Source organism: Mitsuokella apri, assembly GCF_047974105.1.
GTDB lineage: Bacteria > Bacillota > Negativicutes > Selenomonadales > Selenomonadaceae > Mitsuokella.
Map to the genome: position 1 here is coordinate 1 of NZ_JBHYRS010000010.1, position 26,632 is coordinate 26,632.

Consider the following 26,632-nt stretch of genomic DNA (forward strand, 5'->3'; position numbering starts at 1 on the left):
AGTACTTGTCTGGAGACGGACTGGGAGGATAGGAAGTTGCCGGTTAAGCAAAGGCTCCGCTGCGGCGGAGCTTTTTTGTGTTATGATTATGCTATGAATTTCTTTTTGCTTATGGTAGAATGAAAGCGGTTTTGTTTTATTCATATGTTTATATGGGGGAGAAGCTTATGTTAGACGAATTCAAGAAATTTATTATGCGTGGCAATGTTCTTGACATGGCCGTTGGTATCATCATTGGTGCAGCTTTCAGCAAGATTGTTTCGTCGTTTGTCAACGATATCCTGATGCCGCCGCTCGGTTTGCTTTTAGGACGGGTTGATTTTTCCAATCTCTTCTTGAACCTTTCGAGTACGCCGGCAGCAACGCTGTCTGAGGCTAAAGCCGCTGGACTGCCGGTTATTGCCTATGGCTCCTTTCTTAATGCCGTGGTCGATTTCCTGATTGTTTCCTTTGCCATTTTCCTGCTTATTAAGCAGGTCAACCGTCTGATGCCGAAGAAAGAAGCGAAGGCAGCACGTCTCTGCCCGTACTGCAGGCAGGAGATTGCTGACGATGCAACGCGCTGCCCGCACTGCACTTCAGAGCTGCCTGTAAAGTAACGTACCATAATATACAGTAACATATGCATATAAAAAATGCAGCCTGCAGGGGCTGCATTTTTTATACATCAAATCTCAGGGTACGCAATTTTTGCTGCTGTTCGGCATTGATGGCAATCTTGCCGTGAAACAGGCTGATAAAATCCGCATCACGAAGTTTGCTGACACCGCGGTTGACCGTCTTGACACTCGTGCCGATTTCATCGGCAATCTGCTGCCGGTTGCTGTGCAGCACGAAAAGATCTGATGGAGAATCATCCAGGCGTTTAATCAGGTATTGCTGCAGACGCTGGATGCTTGGCTGGAATTTGATACGGCCGTTCTCATTGGAAGTCGGATACATTTTTTTTGCCAGCATTTTGGCGATGGCACAGGCAAAATGATTGTCGCGTTTCATCCACTGCTTGAACGTGTCGGCCGTCATGGCTATGACTTCACAGGTTGTTACAGCTTCATTCGTGGTGGAAAAGAACTCCTGATCCGCCAGGACTTCAAGATCCCCGATAAGGTCTGGTACAGTCTGCTTGGCAAAGCTGTAACGCTGTCCGCTGGCAAATTCATTGCTGACGCGCGTCGTGCCCTTTGTCAGGATGAAGACATGATCGGCGCGTTCTCCCTTGCGGACCAAGGCTTCGCCGGGCAGGAAAGTGCGATAATTGATAAGCCGTCGAATGCTCTCAGGCATGAATTCAATCACTTGTTCAAGCTTCATGAAAAAACTCCTTTAGATGGTATAAGCCCGATTCTCTTCTTATGGAATATTATATCGTAAAAAAGAGGCGGCGAAAACTTTCTGAATATAAATATTTTAATATTTTTAGGACGCAATGGACTCTTGTCCTTTTTTATTTTACTTAAAATCGTTAAACTAGAATCAGTAAGAAAAAAGGATTCAGGAGGGAACAATATGAAGTCATTGTTTGGCGGCGTTTTTAAGGACCGCCGTTTATGGCAAAAAGAAATTTTGGCTGGCATTACGGCTTTTTTTGCAATTTCTTATATCATTGTCGTCAATCCCATTATTCTGGCTGATGCGGGGATTCCGGCCGAGCTTTCCGTCTTTGCCACAATTTTTTCGTCCATTATCGGCTGTCTGATCATGGCTTTTGTCGCGGATGCACCGATTGTACTGACTCCGGGCATGGGCATCAATGCCTTTTTCACGTATACGGTCTGCGTGCAGATGGGACTTTCCTGGCAGGAGGCCATTGCGATTTCTCTTGTTTCAGGGGTGATTTTTGCTTACGTAGCCTGCACGAAATGGCGTGAACGCATCGCCAGTGCTGTGCCGAATTCGCTCAAGTGTGCCATTACGGCAGGCATTGGCCTGTTCCTCGTTGAGATTGGCCTTGAAAAAGCACAGCTCATCCGCTCCGGTACAAATTCCATCATCGAACTTGGGGCTTTGACAAATCCCATGGCGCTGCTGGCCTTATTTGGCCTTGTCTTGAGCCTGGCCCTTTATCTGCGCGGTGTGACTGGCAGTTTCTTTATTGCCATACTGGTGACGACTGCCGTGGCGCAGTTTTTCGGGCTCAAGGATGCTGCACCGCTCGACCTCGATTTTTCCCATATCTACGATTATCCGCAGCTGCTGTTCCAGGCTGATTTCCATCATACCCTGACCATTCCGTTTCTGCTTTCTGTGTTCTCGATGTCCATGATCATGATATTTGAGACGATGGGGCTTTTGGAAGGCATTCTGCCTGACCGCAATAAATTTTCGCGGACGTTCCGCGGTTCGGCCCTGACGACCATTCTTTCGAGTATCTTGGGGACAAGTCCTACGGTTGCAGCGGCAGAAAGTGCTGCCGGCATCGCCAGCGGCGGGCGCACGGGGCTCATGGCCCTGACTGCAGCCGTGCTCTTCTTCGTGTCCCTGTTCTTCATCCCGCTGCTCTCCTATGTGCCGCAGGCGGCTATTGCGCCCGTCATCATCATCACAGGGGCCATGATGATGCAGCAGCTGCAGCATATGGACTTCAAGGACTTTTCGGAGTGGTTCCCGGCTTTTCTCGTCGTGGTGCTGATTCCGCTCTCCGGCAGTATTTCGACGGGGCTGGCCTTTGGCTTTACGGCTTATCCTCTGCTCAAGCTCATGAACGGCCGCTCGCGCGAACTGCACGCCCTGAGCTACGGCCTTGGCTTCTTGTTCTTCATGAATCTCGTTTTTCAGGCTGGTTTTTGATATTGCCAGCAGCCGGACCTTCCCGTATAATGAAGTTAACACATTACGGGGAGGTTCTTTTTTTGCAGCCAGCAGCATTTATTTTCGATATGGATGGTGTCATTCTGGACAGCGAGCCCATTCATTCCCGCGTCAAGATGGATACCTTCCATCATTTTGGCCTGCCTTTTGATGAAGCGGACCTCATTTATTACATGGGCAGGACGAGCAATGAGATATTTGGCGAAGTAATTGCCAAAGAGGGGCGTAAAGACCTTTCGGTAGAGGAGCTTGTGCGTTATAAGCACGAGCATTATCTTGAAGTTCTGCAGAGCGGTGCTATAAAACCGATTGAAGGCTCGGTCGCACTCATCAAGAAACTTTACCATAAGGGAATTCCCCTGGCACTGGCCACATCTTCGTGGGAGAAGGTCATGGAAACCGTGCTCGATGCTTTTGCCATCCGTCCGTATTTCAAATCTGTCATTTCGGGCAGCACGCTGCCGAAGAGCAAGCCGGACCCTGCCATCTATCTGCTCAGTGCAGAGAAGCTCGGCGTAAGTCCTGCAGAATGCATGGTGCTTGAAGATACGGCAGCGGGGGTATTGGCTGCGAAACGTGCCGGCATGTACTGCATCGGGTTCCGCAGCCCGCATTCCGGCAGGCAGGACCTTTCCTTAGCGGACACGGTCGTGAATCATCTCGATGAAATCCGGATATAAAAAAAGACGTCACTTCTATCTGAGGTGACGTCTTTTTTGTGTGCCTTAAACAATCGGAAAGGACAGGATCGTGCCATACTGGATGTAGGCACTGGCATCGGTTGGGTCTCCCTTGAGGATGGCATCGCGGATAGCGGGCAGGTCCTCTTCTTTTGCATGAATGCGGCCGGCAGCAATCTCTTCTTCAATCTTGCTTAAAAGAGCCTTGCGGGAGACCTTGAGATCACGGAAGATCTCTTTGTTGTAAAATAAGTTCATCGACTTCTGGCTTTTCTCTTCATCGCAGTTGAAGAAAATAAAAGCACTCTTCTCTTTCATCATGATTCCCCCTCTTAAACTACATGCAAATCTACAACTATGATTGCATTATAGCATAATTATAGCACAATTGACACAAATTGTTTAACTTGATAAATGTAACAGTATTACACAGGAAAATGAAATTAATTTGACAAATACGTTAATACATAGTAAAGTGAAGTCGTATAAAATTGTCCGAAATCATATTCAATTCGGCGATATCAATTTATTCCGGGAGGTATGCTGCATGGCTACGATCACAAAGGAACCATTTGGAAAACTCAGCGATGGCAGAGAGGTAGAACTCTATACGCTGCGCAATACGAAGGGAACGGAAGTCAAGGTTACGACATTTGGCGCACGTCTGGTGGCTTGGAGTGCCTATGGCAAAGACCATAAACGTACGGATATTGTACTTGGATATGCGGACGGTTCGGATTATGAAAAAGATGATACGAGCATGGGCGGTCTCGTGGGACGCCATGCAAACCGCATCGCCGGCGGCAAGGTGACGATTGATGGCAAGACGTATCAGCTGGACCTCAATACGGGTTCTAAGATGCAGAACCACATTCATGGCGGCTTTAAGGGCTTCCATCAGAAACTCTGGACGGCAGAAGAGACAGATCAGGGCGTGAAGCTTACGTATCATGCCGCAGACGGTGAGGGCGGCTATCCCGGTAATATGACAGTAAACGTTCTCTATTCGCTGTCGAATGACAATGAGCTGTCCATCCGCTATGAAGCTGTCTCGGATGCGGACACGGTCTGCAATCTCACGAATCATACATATTTCAATCTCAATGGCTTTGCCTCGGGCCCGGTGCTGGACCAGAAAATCCAGATCTTTGCCGACAAATATACCTGGGCCGATGCGGAATCCCTGCCGGATGGCCGTATCCTTGATGTAGAGGGCACGCCGATGGACCTTCGCCAGCCGACTCGCATTGGCGAGCACATCGATGATGATTTTGATGAACTCGTCATGGGCCATGGCTATGACCATAACTGGGTGATCCGCGACGAGAAGCCGGTTGTTGAGATGAAGCCGGGGATGTTCGGTTTTGACCCGAGCTGCCCAATCGATTATGTGAACGGAGGCCTCAAGAAAGCGGCTTATGCAGAATCCGATCAGTCCGGCTTTACGCTGACCTGCTACACGACGCAGCCGGGCGTTCAGTTCTATACGGGCAATTATTTGAACGGCAGCCTGCCGGGCAAGGATGGCGTAAGATTCCAGCGCCGCACGGGCTTCTGCCTTGAGACACAGTATTTCCCGAATGCGTTCGCCAACCCGAATTTCCCACAGCCGATTCTCAAGAAGGGGGATACGTGGAAAGCTCAGACGGTATACGTTCTGGGACAAAAAGACTAAAAGAAGCAGGATAGGGAAAGGGGGAAAGTAAGATGAATGACCGCTATACCATGATTTTTCCGGATTATACAATTGGTGTTGAAGCATACGACAAAATCCGCGAGGTCTGCCCACGCTACGGCAAGAGCGTTGTCGTCATTGGCGGCAGGCGCGGCATCGAGGCGGCACAGGAAAAGATGGTGCGCGCTGTGGAAGGCGTGGGGCTGGAGTTTACGGGCTTCATCCATGCGGGGGGACAGACGTCTCTTGAAAATATCGACCGCATCAACAACGATTCCGCTGTACGGGCTGCGGATATGGTCTTTGCCGTGGGGGGCGGCAAGGCCATTGATACGGCTAAGGCTGTGGCGCATAAACAGCATAAGCCATTCTTTACATTTCCTACGGTCGCTGGCAGCTGTGCGGCATCTGCCAGTATTGCTACCATCTATACGCCGGAGGGAAAATTCCAGGATTATCTTTATTCGACGATTCCCCCAGTCCATGTATTCCTCTGCAGCCGCATCATGGCGCAGGCTCCGGTCGAGTATCTCCTGCGCGGCATTGGCGATACGATGGCCAAGTACTATGAGGCGGAAATCGCCTCGCGCGGCCGCAAGCTCAATCACCGGGACGGCATGGGCATCGCTCTGTCGAGGATGTGCCTCGACCCGCTTTACGATTATGGCGAGCAGGCTGTAGCCGATAATAAACGCCATATTGTGAGCCCGGCTTTTGAGGAAGTCATTCTTTCCATTGTCATGACGAGCGGCCTTGTTTCGAATTTTGCTGCTCCGGAGTTCAACGGGCATATCGCCCATCAGCTCTTTGTAGAGCTCGCGGATCTGCCGGCGGCTGAACAGTGCCGGCAGCACGGCGGGCTCGTGGCCTACGGCATTCTGCTTCTTTTGCTCTGCGATGGCCAGCAGGAGGAATTCAAACGCTTTTATGCGTTCTGCCGCAGCATAGGCCTGCCGACCTGCCGTCAGGAGACCTGCGCGAGTGAGGAAGATATCCACCGCGTATTCCGCGCGACGGAGAAAAAGCAGGACGTGCGCATCATGCCGTATAAGATTACCCAGGATATGCTTCATGAAGCTGCAAAGAAACTCGAGGCTTATCATACAGCAAATAAATAGGAGATTGTCTATGAATATCCACGAATATCAGAGTAAGGCCATCCTGCGCTCTTATGGAGTTAACGTTCCTGAGGGCAAACCCGCCTTTTCCGTAGAAGAGGCCATCGAAAATGCCAAGGAGCTTGGCACAGAAACCGTAGTCGTCAAGGCGCAGATTCATGCCGGCGGCCGCGGCAAGGCGGGCGGCGTCAAGGTCGTCCATTCCCCGGAGGCTGCTGGCAAAGCGGCAGAAGAACTTTTAGGCAAAATCCTCGTCACGCATCAGACCGGCCCTGCGGGCAAGAAGGTCAATCGCCTGCTCATCGAGGCAGGTGCGGCCATCAAGAAGGAATATTATCTTTCCTTTGTCATTGACCGACAGACGGCACGCGTCGTCATGATGGGTTCGGAAGAAGGCGGCATGGAAATTGAAAAAGTCGCTGCCGAGATGCCGGATAAGATTCTCAAGGAATACATTGACCCGGCTGTCGGTCTGCTGCCGTTCCAGGCCAGCCGCATGGCTTATGGCATGCATTTCCCGCAGGCCGCTGTGCGCAAGGTCACGAAGCTCATGATGAATCTGTACAAGGCTTTTGTCGGCAAGGACTGCAGTCTTGCGGAAATCAATCCTCTGGTGGTCACGGAAGATGACGATGTCGTGGCCCTCGATGCCAAGCTGAACTTTGATGACAGTGCACTGTTCCGTCACCCGGATATCGAGGCCCTGCGTGATGAGACAGAAGAAGACCCGAAAGAGCGACGTGCGGCCGAAGCAGGTCTCAACTACGTCAACCTCGGCGGTGACGTGGCCTGCATGGTCAATGGTGCCGGCCTTGCTATGGCTACCGTGGATATCATCAAATATTATGGCGGCGAACCAGCCAACTTCCTCGATGTTGGCGGCGATTCCACGCCGGAGAAGATTGCTGAGGCCTTCCGCATTATGCTCGATGGCGGACAGGCCAAGGGGATTTTTGTCAATATCTTTGGCGGCATCAATAAATGCGACCTCGTAGCACAGGGCATTGTCGATGCGGCTAAGATTGTTTCCGAGGATGGCCATTCCCTGCCGGTGCCGGTCGTTGTACGCCTCGAAGGAACCAACGTGGAACGGGGACGCGAGATTCTCAAGGATACGCCGATTGCGAACGTCATCATGGCTCCAACCATGGAGGGCGGCGCAGAAACCATCGTACGGCTCGTCAAAGAAGCCGACGCCAAAGCATGAGGAGGTCGTCTTATGGGAATCTTGGTTCATAAAGATACAAAAGTCATCGTACAGGGCATTACAGGCAAGGCTGCGACGTTTCATACGAAGCAGATGCTCGACTACGGTACCAAAATCGTGGCCGGTGTGACGCCTGGCAAGGGAGGCCAGTTTGTCGAGGGCATCCCTGTGTACAATACGGTGCGCGATGCGGTCAAAGCGACGGGCGCAACGGCTTCGGTCATCTATGTGCCGGCGCGTTTTGCTGCCGATTCCATCATGGAGGCCGTGGATGCAGAGCTTGACGTCGTGGTCTGCATCACGGAGCATATCCCCGTGCAGGATATGGTCAAGGTGCGCCGCTATATGGAAGGCCGCAGGACGCGGCTGATTGGCCCGAACTGTCCCGGTATCCTCACGGCCGATGAATGCAAGCTTGGCATTATTCCGGGCTACATTCACCGGAAAGGTCATGTCGGCGTCATTTCGCGTTCCGGCACCCTGACGTACGAAGCGACGTTCCAGCTTACGGCCGCGGGCATCGGCCAGACAACGGCTGTTGGCATTGGCGGCGACCCTGTCAAGGGCACGGACTTCATCGATGCGCTGAAACTGTTCAAAGAAGATCCGGAAACACTCGCCGTGCTCATGATCGGCGAGATTGGCGGCACGGCGGAAGAAGATGCGGCCAAGTGGATTCAGCAGAATATGCCGGATAAGCCAGTGGCGGCGTTCATCGCCGGCCGTCAGGCGCCCCCGGGCAAACGCATGGGCCATGCCGGCGCCATCATTTCGGGCGGCAAGGGCACGGCGGCGGATAAAATCAAGGCCCTCAATGCTGTCGGCATTGAGGTCGCGGACACCGTTGCCCATATCGGCGAGACCGTCGTCAAGACGCTCAAGGAGCACGGCATCTACGAAAAATGCCATACATGCTGACTTTGCTGGTGAAATGAAATATTGTCAATAAATAAAAAGGAAGGAACTGGATTTTCCAGCCCTTCCTTTTCTTTTCCTGGGTGATTTTATTTGGCGATGAGCCTGCCGCCGCCCGGCAGTTTGATGGTCCTGCCATTCAGGGAAGCATTGCTGTTCTTATCGTAGTAGATGTTGTGGCCATTGCTCTTGATGTTCCGGAATTTTGCATTCTCATCCGTGATGGCCGTGACGTAAGAGTCAGCCGTGAGCTCCCAGCTGCTGCCCTTTTTGAGGTTTACCGAAGCCGTCTTTGCGGCGTTGTCTTCATTGAGGGAGCCACGGAAGCTGGCCTTATCGCCGAGGTTCAGCGTGACGCTGCTGATCTTGTTGGCCAGGATCTTGCCAGTGAGCTTCTGGTTCGCGGTATTCAGCGTGAAATTGCCGCCGTTTTTGCCCGCCGTGCCCCAGCGGCCGCTCGTGACATTTACAAGGATATCGCCGTCCTGTACAAGCTGTGTATTTTCGAGCGAAGCCGTGGCTGTCGTGTTCGTGATGTAGAACATCGGGCCCGAGGACAGATTCGTGAGTTTGGAATCCTTGGCACTGAAACTTGCCTCGCCGACGCCGGCATCACCGGAGAAGCTCTGGTAAAGCATAATGCCGTGGCCGACATGGCCCGTGAGGTCCGCATTTTGGAGTGCGATTGAATTTTTGCCTTCTACGACGGCAATCTCACTGCCCGTGGCTTCGCCAGTGCCGTCGGTCAGCTGGATATTGCCCGTTGAATAGATGCAGGGGCTGCCTTCACCGGATGTATTGATTTTGGCGTTTTTGACGATGACCGTGCCTTCGCCGCGGTCCGTGGCCAAGGCGCCGCAGTGTGCGCCTTCCGTCGTGATGTCGACATTCGTGGCATTAATCGTGCCGTCGTAGGTGGCATCGAGGCCGCGCGAGGAATTGTTTTTCGTGTGAATTGTCAGGTGATCGGCCGTAATCACGCTGTTTTTGCCCGTCGCGAAGACGGCGTTGGCACCGTCAGCATCGGACGTCAGGGTCACGTTTGAAAGCGAGGCCGTGCTGTTTGATGCGAGGAAGACGGCGTTCTGGCCGCTGAAATTGCTGGCATCCGCACTCGAGGAATTGCCTGTCTTCTGCAGCGTGCTGTTCGTCAGCGTTACCTTGCCGCCGCTGCGTACGAGCAGGGCATTTTCGTCTGTGTTCTCTGCGGAGAGAGACAGTTTGTCATAAGAGGCTGTTGTGTTATCGACGACTTTGGCTGCCGTAAAATCCGCGGCGCTTTTCGTCTGCTGCCTGCCAGGTCCGCCCATCGGGCCATCTGGCGGCGGTCCCGGGGGCAGCTGTCCGTCAGGTGGAGCTGGCATAGTTCCTGACTGCGCCATGGCAGGCGGCGCCTGATTTTCTGCCGGGCTTGCCTGTACGATGCCGAAGCCTGCCGTAAGCGACAGGGCGAGGGCCAGTGCGAGACTGCGTTTTTTCATGGAAATGTTTATGATGCTCACTCCTTTGCTTGAGTGACTTTACTATACTGCCTGTGTGTTAGAACTGTCTTCAGGTGTCATTATAAAGCTGTAAAATTCATTCCACAGGTTTATCCACAAATATGCTTTGGATAACTTGAAGAATATCGCCATATATTGTGGCTTCAGTCTGACTTATCCACAATATCCACAGGAAAGCTTGTGCACATTGTGGATAAGTCAGATGTCAGGGGATGGTTGCATTTTGCGGACAGATGGTTACAATAGATAGTACAGAAGCTTACAGATGGAGGAATTTATATGAGCGAATTGACGTTAGCGAAGGCCAAGGAAATTCTGGCAAAACACACGACAGAGGCACATCTTTTTACCCATGCGGCGGCCGTCAGTGCGGCGATGGGGGCCATGGCCGACCATTTTGGCGAAGACAAGGCGCATTGGGAGGCCGTTGGCTATCTGCATGATGTCGATTATGAGAAATATCCGGATGAACACTGCCATCATGTCCGGGAACTCTTGGAGCCGGAAGGCGTGCCGGAAGAGGATATTGAGACGATTATCTCACATGGCTACGGCATCACGACGGATGAAGTCAAGCCGGAAACGAACATCGCGAAGAGCCTTTTCACCGTCGATGAGCTCACGGGCATCGTACAGGCCTATGCGCTCATGCGCCCTGAGGGCCTCGATGGCATGGCCGTCAAGAGTCTCAAGAAAAAATTCAAGGACAAGCGCTTTGCGGCAAAATGCAATCGCGATATCATCAAGCAGGGCTTTGCAATGCTCGGCATGGATGCCGCCGATGTCATGCAGTGCTGCATCGAGGGCATGCAGGCCCATAAAGACGAACTCGGTCTGCAGCAATAAAAATAGAGGCTGTCTTTGTAATGGCGCAATGGGCAGTAAAAAAATCGCTGGGACAGTTCCCAGCGATTTTTTGTCTGTGTTCCTGTTATTGTTTTTGTATGGTATCTGCTTTATCATGCTGCTGATTTTGGCGCACGCTGCCGGGGCCGCTCGTGGCAATCGAGACCTTCGTTTCTTCGAACGTCTTCATATTGTTGAGCATAAAGAGGGAGGCGAGGACAATCTGCATGCCGCAGGCTGCCGTGAGACCGGGCAGGCGCAGATTGAGGTCGACGAGTTCCGGCTGTACGGGCAGCAGATAAGAGCGGATTTCCGGTGCAATCTGCAAAGCGTAGCGCGCGATGATTTTCAGGGCATCGCTGTCGAGCAGGATCAGGCCGTGATTATGGGCGCCCGCGATGATGGCACCGAGAAGGGCCGACACGAGGTGCTGATATTTTTCAGGCACATATTTCAGGAACGTATCGGCAGGATAGCGAAGCTCGCCATCTGCTGTCAGTAAAGTCTGCCTGAGAGCTGCGGCCATGGTGCCGGGGGCATCTTCGGTACTTGCTTCATCGACGCCTAAGGCGAGGAGGGGATGGAGGGCGGCGGCAACTTCCCCTTCTTCACGGCCAAAGTCAAAGGCCGCGGCGGGGCTTTTCTCCGTATTGACTTGTTCGAAATAAATCTGGAAGCCTGCAGAGGCTCCGCAGGATTTTAAAAGCAGGGATAACGAAGGCGAAAGTTTTTCGCGCAGCGAGAAAATCTGCAGGACGCGCTGTGTATCTTTGCCAGGGCGTTCTATGCCGCTGGTACCTGCTATGGCGCAGGCAATCTGTTCCAGACAGCCGAGACTGTCTATGGGCTTGGTCAGATGGTCGATGCGGTGCCGGCATACGGCCATGGCGTTTTTATCCAAGTCTGGCATGGAATCAAGATAAAAGTCAAAAGTCGTGTCAGTCAGCTTTATATTTTGCTCGGACATTGTAAAGGCGTTGATGAGGTCGTCGTCTTTGTCATCGTAGTAATGTGCATATTCTTTCAGATTGAGCACACAGTATTCTCCCTGCTGCAGGATTTTGCAGAAGTCGTACCAGCCAATATCGGCAGGAACTTTTTCCTGCGTCGTATACCAGTAAGCGAGGAAATCCTCCATGATGCGTGCGGCGATGGCGGAGCCGGCAGCTTCGCTCAGGCGCAGGTCAAGATGCAGGAATGGCTGCAGGCCGAGCTGCTGGAGCATATAATGATGGGATGCTTCTGAACCAAGATGGGAAGCAAATACGTAGGAAATCGATTCGGGGGCGAGTTTCTGGGCGAGCAGGGCGGCCGCGGCGCAGTTGGCGCCGTCGAGTATGACGGCTTTTTTTGCAGACGCAGCGCCGAGAATCAGGCCGGCCATGCAGCCGAATTCAAAACCGCCGACCTTGGCGAGGATATCGAGGGCATCGTTGGGATTTGGCTGATTGACTGCAAGGGCACGGCGCACGACCTCGATTTTTTTCTTGAGGCGCGTGTCGGAGATATTGGTGCCGCGTCCCGTGACTTCTTCGGGCGTTTTGCCGCAGCAGACCGCGGCGATGGCCGCGCTGGCCGTCGTATTGGCAATGCCCATTTCTCCCGGCAGGATCCAGTCGCAGCCGTTATCAATCAGGAAATGGGCCAGCAGGATGCCTGTTTTGATGGAAGCGCTGGCCTGTTCCCGCGTCATGGCCGGTCCCTTGGTCATGTTTTTTGTGCCCGCGGCAATGCGCAGCGGGAAAAGGTCCGGAATATCGGCCGTGTCAGCGGCGATGCCAAGGTCAGCGACGAGCAGGGAAGCGCCGGCATAGGCCGAGAAGGCGTTGGCAGCAGCGCCGTTGCGGAGCATATAGTTCTTTGCCATTTCCAGAGTCGTCTGCTGCGGATAAGCACTGACGCCCTCTTCAGCCACGCCGTGGTCCGCACAGCAAATGATCACGCTTTTTTTCGGGGCCTGCGGATAGAGTTTTCCGGAAATATCGAGCCAGCGCAGGACAAGGGGGGCGAGCCTGCCCAACTCCTCTTCTGCGTCTCCAAATTGTTCGCGGAGAAGAGAGCGTGCTTTCTGTGACAGCTCGTCAGACGGTTTCTGGATGGACCCGCAAATCTTGTCTAAATCAATCCGCGGTAAAAGTTGTGAAAAAATATTCATGAAAGCTTTTCTCCTTTTGGCACCTGTTTGAGGGAAAGGCCGATGCGGCCGCGTTTTTCGTCGACGCTGATGACCATGACTTTGAGGACCTGGCCAATGGAAACGACTTCGAGAGGGTGTTTGACACGTTTTTTGGAGAGCTCGGAAATGTGGATGAGTCCGTCCTGATGCAGGCCGATGTCGACGAAAGCGCCGAAATCCGTGATGTTGCGTACGGTGCCGCGCAGAATTGTGCCGGGCTTGAGGTCTGCGAGATTGACGATGGCCTGACGCGTCAGCGGTGCGGGCAGGTCCTCGCGCGGGTCGCGTCCGGGGCTCACGAGGGCATCGAGAATGTCGTGAACGGTCGGCAGACCGGCCTGCAGGGATTTTGCGAGTTCCTGCTCCCTGCGTTCATCGAGCAGGCGGCGTTTGGCCTGCAGCAGCGAGAGCTGTGCCTTGTCCGTGAGGTCATTTAGAGTAAAGCCGAGTTTTGCGAGTATTTTTTCGGCGAGCTCATAAGACTCCGGGTGTACCGGCGTATTGTCAAGCGGTGACTTGCCGTCGTGAATCCGCAGGAAGCCGGCGCACTGCGTAAAAGCCGCGGGGCCGAGGCGCGGAACTTTGAGAAGCTGGCGGCGGCTTGAAAAAACGCCGTGTTCATTGCGGTAGGTGACGATGTTTTTCGCTGTTGTGGCATTGATGCCGGCAATATGGCGCAAAAGTGCGCCCGAAGCCGTATTGAGGTCAACACCGACATGGTTGACGGCAGCTTCGATGGTGGCATCGAGGGCTGCTGCGAGTTCCTTCTGATTGACATCATGCTGGTACTGGCCGACGCCGATGGCCTGAGGGTCAATTTTGACGAGCTCGGCGAGAGGGTCCTGTACGCGGCGTGCAATTGAGACGGCACCGCGGATGACGACATCGTAATCAGGCAGTTCTTCTTTGGCGAGTTTGGACGCCGAATAGACAGAAGCGCCGGCTTCGTTCGTGATGATATAATGGACATCTTTTAAATGATGTTCGGCGATGAGCTTGGCCGCAAACTGCTCTGTTTCGTATGAGGCCGTGCCGTTGCCGATGGAAAGCAGCGTTACGTGATTTTTTTTGATGGAAGCGAGGACTTTTTCGGCAGCTGTCTGACGGGCATGCTCGCTCTGGGTAATCTGCAGGACGCCGAAGTCGAGCACGCGTCCCGTCGGGTCGACTACGGCCATCTTGCAGCCGTTGCGGTAGCCGGGGTCGAGCCCCATGACCGTGTGGCCGGCCAGCGGCGCCTGCAGCAGAAGCTGACGCAGGTTGACGCCAAAGAGATGGATGGCGTGTTTTTCGGCCGTCTCCGTGAGAGCTGTGCGGATTTCGCGTGCAAGAGAGGGGAAGAGCAGGCGTTTGTAGCCGTCTTCAATGGCAAGACGCAGATATTTTGACCAGATAGAGGGCTTCCGCCGCAGCCGGCGTTCAATCCTCTGGCAGTTATCCTCGTGGTCTGTCATGAGCGTGACTTTGAGACAGCCGAGTTTTTCGCCGCGGTTGATGGCGAGGATGCGGTGCGGCGGCAGGCGGTGTACGGGCTCTTCATAATTTTCGTACATGCGGAAAATCTGTTTGCTCTCTTCCGGAGCATCCTCCTGCAGCTCCGTCTGCAGGCTGCCCGTTTTAAAGATATGTTCGCGCATGTTCTGACGGATTTTGGCATCTTCCATGATGGTCTCAGCCGCGATGTCCATGGCTCCCTGCAGAGCATCCTGCGCTGTTTCGATTTCTTTTTCAGGATTGCAGAATTCAGCGGCCAGAGATTCCGCACTGCCTTTTTGGTCGAGAGAAAGCATCATCCGGTTGGCCAGGGGCTCAAGGCCGCGCTCGCGGGCAATTTGGGCGCGCGTGCGTTTCTTCTGCTTATAAGGCAGGTAGAGGTCTTCGAGTTCCTGCAGTTTGCTCGTCTTCTCGATGGCCTGGCGCAGTTCGGCGGTGAGTTTTCCCTGCTCTTCAATCTTGGCGAGGATTTCTTCCTGACGTTTGACAAGTCCGCGCAGATAGGCAAGGCGTTCCTCGAGTTCACGCAGCTGCTCATCTTCGAGTGAGCCCGTGGCTTCCTTGCGGTACCGCGCGATAAAAGGCACGGTATTTCCTTCATCGAGAAGCTTGGCTGCAGCCTCGACCTGATAGGGCTTCGCCTTGAGCTCCGAGGCAATCAGCGGATAGATGTCTTTTTCAAGCATGCAAACACCTCTTTCGGAGTTTTTCTAAGTATTCTTTGAATAGTATAGCATATTTGGCATTGTATTTGTGGGAAAGACAAATCCTATCGATATTTTGCGCGGAGTTGGTGTATAATAAAAATGGTCTGCGAAGTTTTGCAGACTGCTTACAGAGAATTGTTTTAAGATAGGGGAAAAGGTATGCAGGTATCCGTATTGGCAAGTGGCAGCAAGGGCAATGCCGTTTTTGTAGAAATGGACGGCACGAGGCTCCTGATTGACGCCGGCATCAGCGCGACGCGCATCAAAAAAGGGCTGGCAGCAGAGGGCATCGACGCCGCATCGCTGGACGGCATTCTCATCACACATGAGCATCGCGACCACATCGCAGGGCTCGCGACACTTTCCAAATGGTACCATCTGCCGATTTTTACGCGGCGCGCGACCATTGAGCATATGAGCTGCCGTCAGGCAGTCCCCGCTGACTGTTTTCATGCCATTGCAGGGACATTCCGCCTCGGCAGTCTCACGGTCGACCCCTTCAATATTCCCCATGATGCAGCGGACCCTGTCGGCTACCGGCTGCTCGGTTCATCACGCTGTACGCTGGCCACGGACCTTGGCTTTGTGACGGCAAGTGTGCAGGAAGCGATTGACGGTGCCGATGTGCTGGTGCTTGAGGCAAATCACGACCCTGACGTCCTGAAGCACGGGGATTATCCGTGGGCGCTCAAACGCCGCATTCTCTCGAACCGCGGCCATCTGGCCAATGCCGATGCAGCCTGGGCCCTCGTGCGCATGAAGAAGAAGCCCACGCATGTTTTTCTCGCGCATCTCTCCGAGAAAAACAATACGCCGGAACTCGCCGAGAATACGGTGGAAAAAATCTTGGCACAGCAGGGCATTGCCATTCCCATCAGCATGACGGCACAGAATAAAGCCGTAAACCTTCATTGATTTTATTCTTTCACGGAGGGATTTCAGATGAAAAATATCTTTGCGAAAGCACATTATAAAAAAACAGCACTGCTCGTGGCCGCGGCGTTTGCGGCTTCGGCCGTGACGTTTGCCGGCAGCAGCGCGGACGTCAGCGCAGAGCCGGCTGCAAATGCGATTTCGGCTGCCCGCAATACGCCTGTGGTGCAGGCCGCTAAAAAAGTCGGTCCGGCCGTTGTCGGCATCACGAACAAGGCCGTAGTCCGCGACTGGTTTGATATGCCGGTCGAGACAGAGGGTGTTGGCTCGGGCGTTATTTTCCGCAGCGATGGCTATATCGTCACGAATAATCACGTCATCGATGGGGCTAAGGAGCTCATTGTCTCCCTGTCCGACGGCCGCAGCCTCAAGGGCAAAGTCGTTGGTGCGGACGAAGCGACGGACCTTGCCGTGGTCAAGGTCGATGCGGCAGATCTGCCGACGGCGAAATTTGCGGATTCCGACCAGATCGTCGTTGGCGAACCTGCCATTGCCATTGGCAATCCGCTGGGACTGGAATTCAAGGGCAGTGTGACGAGCGGTGTCGTCAGTGCCCTGAACCGCACACTCGACAACAGCGATGAACGCGTCAAACTGCTGCAGACGGATGCGGCCATCAACCCGGGCAATTCGGGCGGCGCCCTTGTCAATGCGGATGGCGAGGTCATCGGCATCAACAGCATCAAGCTCGCAGCCAGCGGTGTTGAGGGCATGGGCTTTGCCATTCCGAGCAACACGGTCCAGTCCATCATCAATGAAATCATGGAAAAGGGCTATGTCGCACATCCGTATCTCGGCATCACTGTCTTTGACCCGGAGACGGCAGCCCGCTTTGGCTATTCCCTCGATATCGATAAAGGCGTCTACATCTTCAAACTGGTTCTGGGCGGCCCGAGCGATAAGGCCGGCCTGCAGCGCGGCGACATCATCCTCAAGGTCGATGGTGAGGAAGTCAACAGCGTCTCGGAACTCCGCAGCGAAGTGGCAGCCCATAAAGTCGGCGATACGGTCACGCTGACGATTGACCGCAATAATCATGAGCGCACGGTCGATGTCACGCTGCAGGAAATGCCGCAGGATAAGAAATAATGAAGATTACGATTGTCTGTGCAGGCAAGATCAAGGAAAAGTATCTTAATGCGGGCATTGCCGAATTCCTGAAGCGCCTGAAGCCGTTTGCTCAGGTTGAGATTCGCGAGATTCATGAAGAGAAAATGCCGGACGAGCCGTCGGCAGCAGAAAAAGAGCAGGTGCTCAAAAGAGAGGGCGAAAAGCTCTTGAAGCTCGTGCCCTCTGGGAGTTACCTTTTTGTTCTGGACGTATACGGCGAGCTCAAATCTTCGGAAAAGCTCGCTGCCGAAATAAACGAACTCGGCCTGCGCGGCCGGAGCAGCTTGACTTTTCTGATCGGCGGTGCGTTTGGCCTTTCTGAGGAAGTGCGTACACGTGCCGATGAACGCATCAGTTTTTCGCCGATGACATTCACGCATCAGATGGTGCGGCTCCTGCTCGTCGAACAGATTTACCGTGCCTTCAAGATCAATCGCGGTGAAAAATATCATTGGTGAAATAGGCGGTGACGATATGAAAGGGATCTTTTGGGGCCTCTGTGCCATGATGTTTTTGCTGAGCTGCGCCGGCGTGGATTCGATGATCAAGGATCCGGAGCATTTTTTTCTCTCGACGGGGCTGACCTCCGTCTTTCTTGTCCTGAGCATTTACTTTGGCTATCGGGCCGCGCATTATCAGGGCAAGGCGATTGACCGCCATCATAAGCTCGAGCTCAAGGATTTTTCGGCCGATGAAGCAGAACTCATCGAGACGAGCTGGCAGAAGGCCGTGCGCGATTATGCGCGGGTCGATGCTGCGCGCAGAACCATCCGCGACGGACAGATGCGTCAGCAGCTCATGGAGATGCAGCAGATTGCTTCGAATCTGCTGGATTATCTGGAGACGCATCCGAAAAATATTTTAGCGGCGCGGCGTTTCATCGATACGTATCAGGACCGCGCTGCTTCCATGGCTGAGGAGTTCCGCGAGCTCGAGCGGACGGGGCTCGATACCGCGCAGGTCGCGGAGACGCGGGAACATATCAAAGAGACATTATCGTCTTTTGATGAAGCGTACGAAAAGGAATTCGAGCATGTCCTCGGGGAGAAACTGCTCGATATGGATGCAGAGCTTTCCGTTCTGCAGAAGACCATGGAGGCCGATGGCATCCACAATACGAATGCCGCTTCGGCGGAGAAAAAGCAGGAAACGGCAGTACTGGAACAGGAAAAAACGGAACCCCTGCAGAAAATCGAGCATCTCTGGCGCCAGCATGAGCCCGCCATGGGCAGGGGCAGAGGCCTTAGAAATTACGGCGGCCGCAAGCATCCGCGCCGGCGCGTGTTCCGCAAGGCAGAGCCTTTCCGCGTTTCGATGCCGGAAGAGCTTCGCAGCAGTGTCATGAAGGAAAAACTCATCATGAGCGCGCTGGCCATTTTCGGCGGCTGCATCGGCGCACATAAATTCTATCAGGGCAAGACGAAATGGGGTATCCTTTACCTTTTGTTCTGGTGGACGGCCATTCCGGGCATTGTGGGCTTCTTTGAGGGGCTGCGTTATCTCTTCATGCCCATGGATGATTTTTACGAAATGTATTATCACGATGACAGGCGGTGATTTTTATGGCTAAGGAAATTGAACTTATGGATCTGATGGATCTCAAAAAGAAGCATCAGGACGAGCAAAAAGAGACAGCGAAGGCGGTCGTGCCCGAAAAAGTTGAGGCGGAAGTTGCGGCCGCAGTCGATACGCTCTCACCGGAAGAACAGGCAAAAGTCGAGAAAATCAAAGATGGCATCGACATGACGAATACAGAGGCGCTTTTGACATACGGCGCTCCGGCGCAGAAAAAAATTGCCGAGTTCTCGGACAGCGTGCTCGCGCAGGTCCGCACGAAGGACAGCGGCGAAGTCGGACAGCTGCTCGGCAGCCTCGTGACCGAAGTCAAGGAATACGATGAGAAAAGTCAGGGCGGTTTTCTGCGCAAGGTGCCGATTATCGGCAGCCTTGTGGGTAAGGCTGACAATGTCAAACAGGGCTATGAAAAGCTCTCCGTGCAGGTCGAACGCATCGCCGGGGCCCTTGAGCAGTCGCGTCTCAAGATGATGAAGGATGTCGTGCTCTTTGACAAGCTTTATGCAGAGAATTTTTCTTATTTCAAAGAGCTGCAGCTTTACATCAAAGCGGGCGAAGAAAAGATTCAGGAGATGCGGGAAGTCACGCTGCCGAAGCTTCATGCACAGGCAGCAGCGGCCAACGACCCGATGGCCGTACAGGTCGTCGCGGATTTTGAGGCCAGCGTCAACCGCTTCGAGAAAAAGGTCCATGACCTTAAGATCAGCAAAACCATCGCCATCCAGACGGCACCGCAGATCCGTCTGATCCAGAATAACGACAAGGCCCTGATTGACCGCGTGCAGACCGCGATTTACTCGACAATTCCGCTCTGGAAGAATCAGCTCGTCATTGCCCTCGGCCTTTCCGCGCAGCAGAAGGTTCTGCGCATGCAGCAGGCTGTCAACAATACGACAAATGAGCTTCTGAAACGCAATGCCGAGCTCCTGCAGCAGAATTCGGTAGAAACAGCGCAGGAGAATGAACGCAGCATTGTCGATATCGAGACCGTGCGCGAGGTCAACGAAAAGCTCATTCAGACGATTGAAGATACCGTGCGCATCCAGCAGGAGGGCCGCGCGAAACGTCAGGTTGCCGAGCAGGAGCTCACGGCTATTGAGGGAAAACTGCGTGATACGCTTTTAAAGCACAGCGGCAGGCCTGCAGAGAAATAAGACGATACCGCATTTATATTATAGAAAGATAGATTGCTTGGAGTGAACGAACGAGATGAAGACGGATAGACGGGCGTGGCTGCAGAAGCATATTCTGGGCATGGTATGGATCCTGGGCATCCTTTTTGGCATCATGGTATTCCGTTATGCCTGGCTGCAGCTGGTCGATGGCAATGAGCTTTCCGAACGCATGCACAGTCAGGTCGGCTATGATTATGCCATTCAGTCAAAGCGCGGCACGATCACGGACCGCAACGGACGCGAGATGGCCGTGAGCCTGATGACAAAATCCCTTTATGTGGACCCGAACCATGTCAAGGACCCGGAAACTTTGGCCGCTGACCTTGCCCCGCTCATCAATATGCCGGAGCAGGAAATTCTCGATGATATTTCTGCCGGCGGCGGTTTTGTCTGGGTCAAGCGCCGCATGGAATACGATGAGTACGAAGCCGTGCGCAAGATGGTCCGCGAAAAGGAGTACACGGACTGCGTTGGGTTCCGCGATGAAGCGAAGCGCTATTATCCCAATGATATGCTCGGTGCCAATGTCGTTGGTTTTGTCGGTACGGATGACAAGGGCCTTGACGGCGTGGAGCAGGAGCTCGATGGCCTGCTGAAAGGCGAGGTCAAGGAGAAATATCTGACGACAGACCGCCAGAACCGGCCGATTCTTGATTCCATCTTTGCCAGCCAGCGCCAGTACAAGGGCGAATACTGCAAGAATGTCGAACTGACACTCGACAGCGGCATCCAGTTCATCGTGGAACAGGAACTCGACAGGGCCATGGCCGAGAATAATCCTCAGGCCATTACCTGCGTGGTCATGAACCCGAAAACCGGTGAAGTCCTCGCCATGGCGTCGCGTCCTTCGTATAATCCAAACCGCTTCTGGGATTATTCTCCGGAGGTGTGGAAAAACCGCGCGGTCTCGTTTATTTATGAGCCGGGCTCCACGTTCAAATCCGTCGTCGCAGCAGCCGCGCTGCAGGAAAAAGTCGTTTCGCCCAATCAGGTCTTTGTTGATCCGGGCTATGTCATGGTCTCGGGACACCGCATTCAGAACTGGAGCGGCACGAGCTTTGGCACGGTCACGTTCACCGATGTCGTCAAGCAGTCCCTGAACACGGGCTTTGCGCAGGTCGGTCTGCGCCTTGGGGCCCAGAAACTCACGGATTATGCCAAACTCTTCGGTTTTGGCGCGCCGACAGGAGTCGAGCTCCCCGGTGAAGAGAGCGGCCTCTTGTTCAATCCGGATGATATGCGCGATTCGGATGTCGCGACCATGGCCATCGGCCAGAGTATTGCCGTGACGCCTTTGCAGCTGGTCACGGCCATGTCGGCCATTGCCAATGACGGCGTCCTCCTAAAGCCCCATGTGGTCAAGAACATCACGAATGCCGATGGCTCTGTCTATGAGGACAAAGGCACGACAGAGGTACGCCGCACGATTGAGTCGGCTACGGACAAGACCCTCGTGGGCCTGCTTGAACAGGTCGTGGCGAGCGGCGGCGGTAAGAAGGCAGCTGTCAAGGGCTACCGCATCGCCGGCAAGACCGGCACAGCCCAGAAAATCCGTCCGGACGGCACGGGCTACATGGAAGGTCATTACATTGCCTCGTTCTGCGGCTTTGCTCCAGTCGAAGACCCGCAGATCACGGTGCTCGTCATGATTGACGACCCGGGCACGGGCAATTATTATGGCGGTCAGATTGCAGCGCCGGTGGCCAGCCGCATTTTCACGCAGCTGTTCCGCTATCTTCACATTGAGCCTTCAAGTGACCCGTTTGCGGGCATGGAGTCCAAGGCCAAAACAGCGAAAAAGTCGCAGCAGTCGTATTCGGGCAATGTGCCCGACGGCAAGGTCGTCGTACCGGATTTTTCGGGCAAGAGCATGCGTGAAGCCGCACAGCTTGCCGCGGACCGCGGCCTGAGCTGCGACCCGGACGGCTCCGGCTACGCCGTGAGCCAGAGCATTGCGCCGAATACCCTGGTCGATAAGGACACGGTCATCACCGTGAAATTCCAATCACAATGACAAAAAATAAAAACGAGGCAGTGTTTGCCTCGTTTTTTTGTATTTAATGATAGAGAAGCTCTAAGAGTGTCTTCGTGACAACGCCGGGTTTGATGGCGTTCATGCAGGCATTTGTCTTATGACGGCATTTTGTCTTGCAGCAGGCCGTGCATTTATGCGGGGAAAGGATGAAATGGTGGCCTTTTGTCAAGGGACCGTAGATATTGGGATGCGTCGGGCCCCAGAGGGAGAGCGTCGGCAGGCCGACGGCCTCGGCGATGTAGAGAGGGCCGGTGTCGCCTGTGAGCAGCAGATCCGCTTCGTGGAAGATGGCGGCGAGTTCCAGAAGGCTCGTTTCGCCGGCAATCGAGAGCGAAGCACGTCCGTTCATCTCTTTTTGGGCAAGTTCGATGTACGGGGCATCGGCAGGCGCGCCGGTAAAGACAATCTGGATGTTTTCGGGGAGATTGGCGAGCGCGCGGCCAAAAAATTCCGGCGGCCAGTTCTTGTCCGGCCAGGTCGTGCGTGTATTGACGAGCAAGAGCGGCCTCTGAGGGTCGTGCAGGATGATATCCTTGTCTGCGAAAAAATCAGCGGCGAAATTCTGCAGCTTTTCGGGCAGGTGCAGCACGAGTCCGGGCCTGAAATCCTCGGGGCCGATGCCCAGGGGATAAAGGGCCGTCATGTAGCGGCGGATTTTATGGCGGTCGGGAATGTCCGGCGCCATTTCCGTCATGAAGAGAAAATTGCCCTCGTGGCGCTCATGGATGCCGATGCGCCGCGGCGCTTTGCTCATGCGTGTCAGCAGGCCGGAGATAAAAAGTCCCTGAATATCAAGGGCAATGTCGAATGTATGCGTCTGCAGCAGCTCTTTGGCTTCGTGCAGGGTCTTTTTGACGGTGCGGAAGTCAAGTTTCTGGGCAGCCCGGTCAAAGGGGCGGCGATCCCAGATGAGCAGTTCATCGATATCCGGATTATTTTCGAGGAGCATGCTGGCCGGCGGGCTGACGAGCCATGTGATATGGCAGTCGGGGACGAGGCGTTTGAGATTGTGGACCACGGCTGTTGCATGCAGAACGTCGCCGATGGCGCTGAGACGTACGACGAGGATGCGGGCGCCGTGAGGAAGTTTTTGTTCGTTCATCAAAATCTCTTTTCTGTTCGCTGCGGATGAAATATGGTAAGATAGACTGGACAAAGTCTTTTTCATGCCGATATGTTCGATAATTTCGGTAGTTTCGGCAGTTGCGGCAGTTTTGATAGTTTTGCTGGTATCGGCAGTGCCGATTCTTTGCGGGCGCGATGAATGCGCCCCATGAATATGATATCTATCTTATCTATCTTAGCATAGGGAAAAGATAAGGAAAAGACTCAGGTAAAATTTGTTTGATGCAAAGATTGCAGGAAAGGCGGGATCGCGGTGATTGAGGAAGAACAGATTCGTGCTGTGGCCACGGATGCGGCCTATCAGCGGGGGCTCCGGTATTTTAGTCATGAAGCCGTAGAGGAAATTTCACAGAAAGAGGATGGCAATTATACTGCGACGGTCGCAGGAACCGAGCCGTATCATGTAAGAGTCAGCCTGACGGAAGACGGCTCGGATATTGCTTCTTTTCATTGCAACTGCCCTGCGGCCTTCCAATATCCCGGGGCCTGCAAGCATGTCGTGGCCGTGCTGAAGGTCATTCAGGGCCTGCAGCGTTATTACAGCCAGTCGGCTGGGGCCGCGCGCCAGGATGAAAAATCTGCGGCCGGCACGGATGCGGGCGGCCGTCATTTGCTGCAGAACTTCAGGAGTGCCAAACAGGCGCTGTCTTTGCCGCGGCTGCAAAAACCCGTGTACCTTGTACCGCGCCTTTTTGTCACGACCTCAGCCTCGGCGCGCAGCGTGGAAAGCTGGCTCGAATTCCGCCTCGGCACGGACCGGCTTTACGTCATGCGCAATGTCATGGATTTTTTACAGATTACACTGTCCGGCGGCGAGTACCAGCTCGGACGCAATGCCCTGCAGACCGCTTCCCTGCGCTGGGCGGATGCCATCTCCAAAAAGCTCTGGCAATTTATGAAGCGGACATATCTCGATGAAAAAGCGCTGTTTCGCTATAATCCGAACTTTTCGTACATGCATTCCCTGCAGAAGAGCACGATTTTCGAGCACAAGATGATGCATCTTTCGCCGAGCATGCTGGAAGAATTTTTGGCCATCATGGGGAAGGAGTCGATTGAGCTTCATATCAATGACAGCGAGGCCATTGATGTCCATCAACGGGAGAAAAAGCCGAAACTGCGCCTCACCATCCGGCAGCTGGCCGAAAAAAACGGGCTGCTCACGCTGGAAGACGAGGACATGATGCCCCTTAGCGAGGATTTCAGCCTGCTTTATCAAAATGGCGGCCTTTATCATGTGGATGAGGATTTTGGCAGGGCCCTGCGGCCGCTCTGGCAGACCTTTGCGCATAATTCCAGCGTGCGCCTGTCACATGCAGATATGGCGGCTTTTTTCAATCACATCATGCCGGCGGTGGAAAAAATTGCCGAGGTGGAGACGGACCCGGCCTTTGAGGAAGAATTCATGCTCGTGCCGCTGTCCGTGGAGCTCTATCTCGATTATGAGGGCGATGGCATCGCCGTGAAGCCGGTCTTTGCCTATGAGGAAACGCGGTTTAATCCGCTTACAGAGGCAGAGCCCGTGCAGGATGAGCAGCATCTGCTCGTGCGTGACTTGGAAGCGGAGCAGTCCATCCTGATGATTTTTGCGCAGTACGGCTTTGCAAAACGGCATGACCAGTTCGTGCAGCCCGATGAGGAAAAGAGTTATGAATTTTTGACAGACGGCCTTGAGGCCATGCCGGATTTTGTCGAGATTTTTTATGAAGAGAGCTTTACGAAACGTCCGGTAAGGCCCCTGCCGAAAATCACGGCGGGCGTCAGCCTGAATGACACGGACCTCCTCGAAGTCACGTTTGATATGAAGGAGGTCGACTTTGCCGAGCTCATCGAAATCCTCGCGTCCTACCGTCAGAAAAAACGCTATCACCGCATGAAGGACAGGAGCTTTGTCACGCTGGGCGAACAGCAGCTGCAGGCCATCGCGGAACTCGTCGAACATGAAGGACTCACTGGCAAAAAAAAGCTGCCGGCTGACAATAAAATCGAGCTGCCCATGGCAGAGGCCATGTACCTGGATGCGCTGGCGCGGGACGAGGAAGGGCTGCAGCTCGTGCGCAGCAGCCGTTTCCGCGAGCTCGTGCGCGATATCCGGCAGCCGCAGGACGCCGACTATGAAGTGCCTCTGTCCCTGCAGAACGTTCTGCGCGACTATCAGGTCACGGGCTTCAGCTGGCTTTCGAGCCTTGCCGACCATCATTTAGGCGGCATTCTCGCCGACGATATGGGCCTTGGCAAAACGCTGCAGGTCATTGCATTCCTGCTCGCGCGCCGCGGCGAAGGGCGTCCTTCCTTAGTCGTCACGCCGACCTCGCTTCTTTATAACTGGCTCGAAGAAATTCATCGCTTCGCACCGGAACTCAAAGTCATGGTCGTGGCAGGCAGCAAGGTCGCGCGCGAACTGCAGCTGCAGGAAATGCGCGGCATTGACGTGGTCGTGGCGACTTACGATACGCTGAAGCGCGATATCGCCATGTACGAGAAAATTACCTTCCGCTATATCTTTCTCGATGAAGCCCAGCATATCAAGAATCCGGTGACCAAGAGTGCGCGGGCAGTCAAAAGACTCGCGGCCAAGAGCCGCTTTGCCCTGACGGGAACGCCAATCGAGAATACGCTGACGGAGCTCTGGTCCATTTTTGACTTTCTGATGCCGGGCTACCTTGGCACTCAGGCCAAGTTCAAGGAACGCTATGAGGTCCCCATCGTGCGGGCGGAAGATAAAAAAGCAGCGAAAAAGCTTCAGCAGCGAGTCATGCCCTTTGTACTGCGCCGCATGAAAAAAGATGTGCTGAAGGAGCTGCCGGATAAGGTCGAACGCAAGCTCGTAGGCGAAATGACGCCGCAGCAGACCAAGGTCTATCAGGCGTATTTTATGAAGAGCCAGCACGAGTTTTCCGCCGAGCTCCGGCTCGCGAGCCCCGGCGAACGCCGCATGAAAATTCTGGCCATCCTCACGCGGCTGCGCCAGATTGCCTGCGACCCTTCGCTTTTTCTCGAAAGCTATCGTGGCGGTTCGGGCAAACTCGATATGCTCGAAGAGCTCATCGATGATGCGATGGCGGGCAATCACCGCCTGCTGATTTTCTCGCAGTTCACGACGATGCTCTCGCATATTGCCGCACGGCTCAAGAAAAAGAAAATCGACTATTTCTATCTCGATGGCACAACACCTGCGCTCACGCGCATGAAGCTCGTGCGCCAATATAATGAAGGCAGCGTGCCGATTTTCCTGATTTCCCTGAAGGCCGGCGGCACGGGACTCAACCTCACGGGGGCTGACATGGTTGTGCATTTTGACCCGTGGTGGAATCCTGCCGTCGAAGATCAGGCGACGGACCGCGCGTACCGTCTGGGTCAGCAGAGCAATGTACAGGTCTTCAAGCTTATCATGAAGGGGACGGTCGAAGAAAAAATCTATGAGCTGCAGGAAAAAAAGAAAAACCTCATTGACCAGATGATAAAACCGGGGGAGAATTTCCTGACGAAACTCACAGAGGAAGAGATTCAGGCGCTTTTTAAGGCATGATGGCGTTTGACGGTATTTTTTT

General features: G+C 53.9%; 21 protein-coding genes. 15 read left to right on the forward strand and 6 right to left on the reverse strand.

Annotation, left to right across the window (positions count from 1 at the left end; all coding sequences use genetic code 11):
• Positions 1-167 precede the first annotated feature (167 nt).
• Positions 168-599: a large conductance mechanosensitive channel protein MscL gene (mscL, locus tag ACE419_RS10735; RefSeq protein WP_432646384.1), complete on the forward strand. Its 432-nt coding sequence runs from the start codon at positions 168-170 to the stop codon at positions 597-599.
• Positions 600-660: 61 nt separating this feature from the next.
• On the opposite strand, the gene ACE419_RS10740 is transcribed toward mscL, so the two are convergent.
• Entirely contained in the window at positions 661-1,311 is a 651-nt protein-coding gene (locus ACE419_RS10740) for a Crp/Fnr family transcriptional regulator (RefSeq protein ID WP_435722001.1), read from the reverse strand.
• Positions 1,312-1,506: 195 nt separating this feature from the next.
• On the opposite strand from ACE419_RS10740, the gene ACE419_RS10745 reads away from it, so the two are divergent.
• The gene (locus ACE419_RS10745) at positions 1,507-2,787 is read left to right on the forward strand and encodes an NCS2 family permease (RefSeq protein ID WP_435722002.1); all 1,281 of its coding nucleotides are present in this window, start codon (positions 1,507-1,509) and stop codon (positions 2,785-2,787) included.
• 62 nt (positions 2,788-2,849) lie between these two features.
• Positions 2,850-3,488 (forward strand): HAD family hydrolase, encoded by a 639-nt coding sequence (locus ACE419_RS10750; protein WP_435722003.1) that lies wholly within the window; start codon positions 2,850-2,852, stop codon positions 3,486-3,488.
• A gap of 45 nt (positions 3,489-3,533) precedes the next feature.
• On the opposite strand, the gene ACE419_RS10755 is transcribed toward ACE419_RS10750, so the two are convergent.
• Positions 3,534-3,809 (reverse strand): hypothetical protein, encoded by a 276-nt coding sequence (locus ACE419_RS10755; protein WP_432646388.1) that lies wholly within the window; start codon positions 3,807-3,809, stop codon positions 3,534-3,536.
• Positions 3,810-4,035: 226 nt separating this feature from the next.
• Between ACE419_RS10755 and ACE419_RS10760 the strand changes: the two genes are divergently transcribed.
• From ACE419_RS10760 to sucD, 4 genes are read left to right on the forward strand one after another with little or no spacing between them, the layout of a single operon-like run.
• On the forward strand, positions 4,036-5,163 hold the full coding sequence (locus tag ACE419_RS10760; RefSeq protein WP_435722004.1) for an aldose epimerase family protein: 1,128 nt from the start codon (positions 4,036-4,038) through the stop codon (positions 5,161-5,163).
• Positions 5,164-5,195: 32 nt separating this feature from the next.
• Complete coding sequence (locus ACE419_RS10765) at positions 5,196-6,281, forward strand: iron-containing alcohol dehydrogenase family protein (RefSeq protein ID WP_435722005.1); 1,086 nt, start codon at positions 5,196-5,198, stop codon at positions 6,279-6,281.
• Between the two features lie 10 nt (positions 6,282-6,291).
• Positions 6,292-7,488: an ADP-forming succinate--CoA ligase subunit beta gene (gene sucC, locus ACE419_RS10770; protein WP_432646391.1), complete on the forward strand. Its 1,197-nt coding sequence runs from the start codon at positions 6,292-6,294 to the stop codon at positions 7,486-7,488.
• 12 nt (positions 7,489-7,500) lie between these two features.
• A complete protein-coding gene (sucD, locus tag ACE419_RS10775; RefSeq protein WP_432646392.1) occupies positions 7,501-8,406 on the forward strand; it encodes a succinate--CoA ligase subunit alpha in 906 nt (301 codons plus the stop codon).
• Positions 8,407-8,492: 86 nt separating this feature from the next.
• On the opposite strand, the gene ACE419_RS10780 is transcribed toward sucD, so the two are convergent.
• Positions 8,493-9,884 (reverse strand): hypothetical protein, encoded by a 1,392-nt coding sequence (locus ACE419_RS10780; protein ID WP_435722006.1) that lies wholly within the window; start codon positions 9,882-9,884, stop codon positions 8,493-8,495.
• A 300-nt stretch (positions 9,885-10,184) separates the two neighbouring features.
• Here ACE419_RS10780 and ACE419_RS10785 point away from each other — a divergent pair, with 300 nt between their 5' ends.
• Positions 10,185-10,751: a hypothetical protein gene (locus tag ACE419_RS10785; protein ID WP_432646394.1), complete on the forward strand. Its 567-nt coding sequence runs from the start codon at positions 10,185-10,187 to the stop codon at positions 10,749-10,751.
• A gap of 85 nt (positions 10,752-10,836) precedes the next feature.
• Here the strand turns inward: ACE419_RS10785 and cobT are convergent, their stop codons facing one another.
• Positions 10,837-12,906, reverse strand: coding sequence for a nicotinate-nucleotide--dimethylbenzimidazole phosphoribosyltransferase (gene cobT, locus ACE419_RS10790; protein ID WP_435722007.1), 2,070 nt, complete (start codon positions 12,904-12,906; stop codon positions 10,837-10,839).
• Positions 12,903-15,107 (reverse strand): Tex family protein, encoded by a 2,205-nt coding sequence (locus tag ACE419_RS10795; RefSeq protein ID WP_432646396.1) that lies wholly within the window; start codon positions 15,105-15,107, stop codon positions 12,903-12,905. The genes cobT and ACE419_RS10795 overlap by 4 nt, the downstream gene beginning before the upstream one ends.
• Positions 15,108-15,287: 180 nt before the next feature.
• Between ACE419_RS10795 and ACE419_RS10800 the strand changes: the two genes are divergently transcribed.
• The 6 genes from ACE419_RS10800 to ACE419_RS10825 are packed head-to-tail and all read left to right on the forward strand — an operon-like array spanning position 15,288 to position 21,935.
• Complete coding sequence (locus ACE419_RS10800) at positions 15,288-16,043, forward strand: MBL fold metallo-hydrolase (RefSeq protein WP_432646397.1); 756 nt, start codon at positions 15,288-15,290, stop codon at positions 16,041-16,043.
• Between the two features lie 27 nt (positions 16,044-16,070).
• Entirely contained in the window at positions 16,071-17,150 is a 1,080-nt protein-coding gene (locus ACE419_RS10805; RefSeq protein WP_435722008.1) for a S1C family serine protease, read from the forward strand.
• Positions 17,150-17,629: a 23S rRNA (pseudouridine(1915)-N(3))-methyltransferase RlmH gene (gene rlmH, locus ACE419_RS10810; protein WP_432646399.1), complete on the forward strand. Its 480-nt coding sequence runs from the start codon at positions 17,150-17,152 to the stop codon at positions 17,627-17,629. Before ACE419_RS10805 ends, rlmH begins: the two co-directional genes overlap by 1 nt.
• Before the next feature lie 16 nt (positions 17,630-17,645).
• Complete coding sequence (locus tag ACE419_RS10815) at positions 17,646-18,728, forward strand: 5-bromo-4-chloroindolyl phosphate hydrolysis family protein (RefSeq protein WP_435722009.1); 1,083 nt, start codon at positions 17,646-17,648, stop codon at positions 18,726-18,728.
• Positions 18,729-18,733: 5 nt separating this feature from the next.
• Positions 18,734-19,900 carry a toxic anion resistance protein gene (locus ACE419_RS10820; RefSeq protein WP_435722010.1) on the forward strand — a complete coding sequence of 389 codons (1,167 nt, stop codon included), beginning with the start codon at positions 18,734-18,736 and terminating at the stop codon, positions 19,898-19,900.
• Between the two features lie 55 nt (positions 19,901-19,955).
• A complete protein-coding gene (locus tag ACE419_RS10825; protein ID WP_432646402.1) occupies positions 19,956-21,935 on the forward strand; it encodes a PASTA domain-containing penicillin-binding protein in 1,980 nt (659 codons plus the stop codon).
• A gap of 43 nt (positions 21,936-21,978) precedes the next feature.
• Here the strand turns inward: ACE419_RS10825 and ACE419_RS10830 are convergent, their stop codons facing one another.
• The gene (locus tag ACE419_RS10830; RefSeq protein ID WP_432646415.1) at positions 21,979-23,058 is read right to left on the reverse strand and encodes a glycosyltransferase family 9 protein; all 1,080 of its coding nucleotides are present in this window, start codon (positions 23,056-23,058) and stop codon (positions 21,979-21,981) included.
• A gap of 276 nt (positions 23,059-23,334) precedes the next feature.
• Between ACE419_RS10830 and ACE419_RS10835 the strand changes: the two genes are divergently transcribed.
• Positions 23,335-26,610, forward strand: coding sequence for a DEAD/DEAH box helicase (locus ACE419_RS10835; RefSeq protein ID WP_435722011.1), 3,276 nt, complete (start codon positions 23,335-23,337; stop codon positions 26,608-26,610).
• Positions 26,611-26,632 lie beyond the last annotated feature (22 nt).

Coding starts and splice junctions, on each gene's coding strand:
- mscL (WP_432646384.1), top strand. CDS start 168: ATGTTAGACGAATTCAAGAAATTTATTATGCGTGGCAATGTTCTTGAC.
- ACE419_RS10740 (WP_435722001.1), bottom strand. CDS start 1,311: ATGAAGCTTGAACAAGTGATTGAATTCATGCCTGAGAGCATTCGACGG.
- ACE419_RS10745 (WP_435722002.1), top strand. CDS start 1,507: ATGAAGTCATTGTTTGGCGGCGTTTTTAAGGACCGCCGTTTATGGCAA.
- ACE419_RS10755 (WP_432646388.1), bottom strand. CDS start 3,809: ATGATGAAAGAGAAGAGTGCTTTTATTTTCTTCAACTGCGATGAAGAG.
- ACE419_RS10760 (WP_435722004.1), top strand. CDS start 4,036: ATGGCTACGATCACAAAGGAACCATTTGGAAAACTCAGCGATGGCAGA.
- ACE419_RS10765 (WP_435722005.1), top strand. CDS start 5,196: ATGAATGACCGCTATACCATGATTTTTCCGGATTATACAATTGGTGTT.
- sucC (WP_432646391.1), top strand. CDS start 6,292: ATGAATATCCACGAATATCAGAGTAAGGCCATCCTGCGCTCTTATGGA.
- sucD (WP_432646392.1), top strand. CDS start 7,501: ATGGGAATCTTGGTTCATAAAGATACAAAAGTCATCGTACAGGGCATT.
- ACE419_RS10780 (WP_435722006.1), bottom strand. CDS start 9,884: ATGAAAAAACGCAGTCTCGCACTGGCCCTCGCCCTGTCGCTTACGGCA.
- ACE419_RS10785 (WP_432646394.1), top strand. CDS start 10,185: ATGAGCGAATTGACGTTAGCGAAGGCCAAGGAAATTCTGGCAAAACAC.
- cobT (WP_435722007.1), bottom strand. CDS start 12,906: ATGAATATTTTTTCACAACTTTTACCGCGGATTGATTTAGACAAGATT.
- ACE419_RS10795 (WP_432646396.1), bottom strand. CDS start 15,107: ATGCTTGAAAAAGACATCTATCCGCTGATTGCCTCGGAGCTCAAGGCG.
- ACE419_RS10800 (WP_432646397.1), top strand. CDS start 15,288: ATGCAGGTATCCGTATTGGCAAGTGGCAGCAAGGGCAATGCCGTTTTT.
- ACE419_RS10805 (WP_435722008.1), top strand. CDS start 16,071: ATGAAAAATATCTTTGCGAAAGCACATTATAAAAAAACAGCACTGCTC.
- rlmH (WP_432646399.1), top strand. CDS start 17,150: ATGAAGATTACGATTGTCTGTGCAGGCAAGATCAAGGAAAAGTATCTT.
- ACE419_RS10815 (WP_435722009.1), top strand. CDS start 17,646: ATGAAAGGGATCTTTTGGGGCCTCTGTGCCATGATGTTTTTGCTGAGC.
- ACE419_RS10820 (WP_435722010.1), top strand. CDS start 18,734: ATGGCTAAGGAAATTGAACTTATGGATCTGATGGATCTCAAAAAGAAG.
- ACE419_RS10825 (WP_432646402.1), top strand. CDS start 19,956: ATGAAGACGGATAGACGGGCGTGGCTGCAGAAGCATATTCTGGGCATG.
- ACE419_RS10830 (WP_432646415.1), bottom strand. CDS start 23,058: ATGAACGAACAAAAACTTCCTCACGGCGCCCGCATCCTCGTCGTACGT.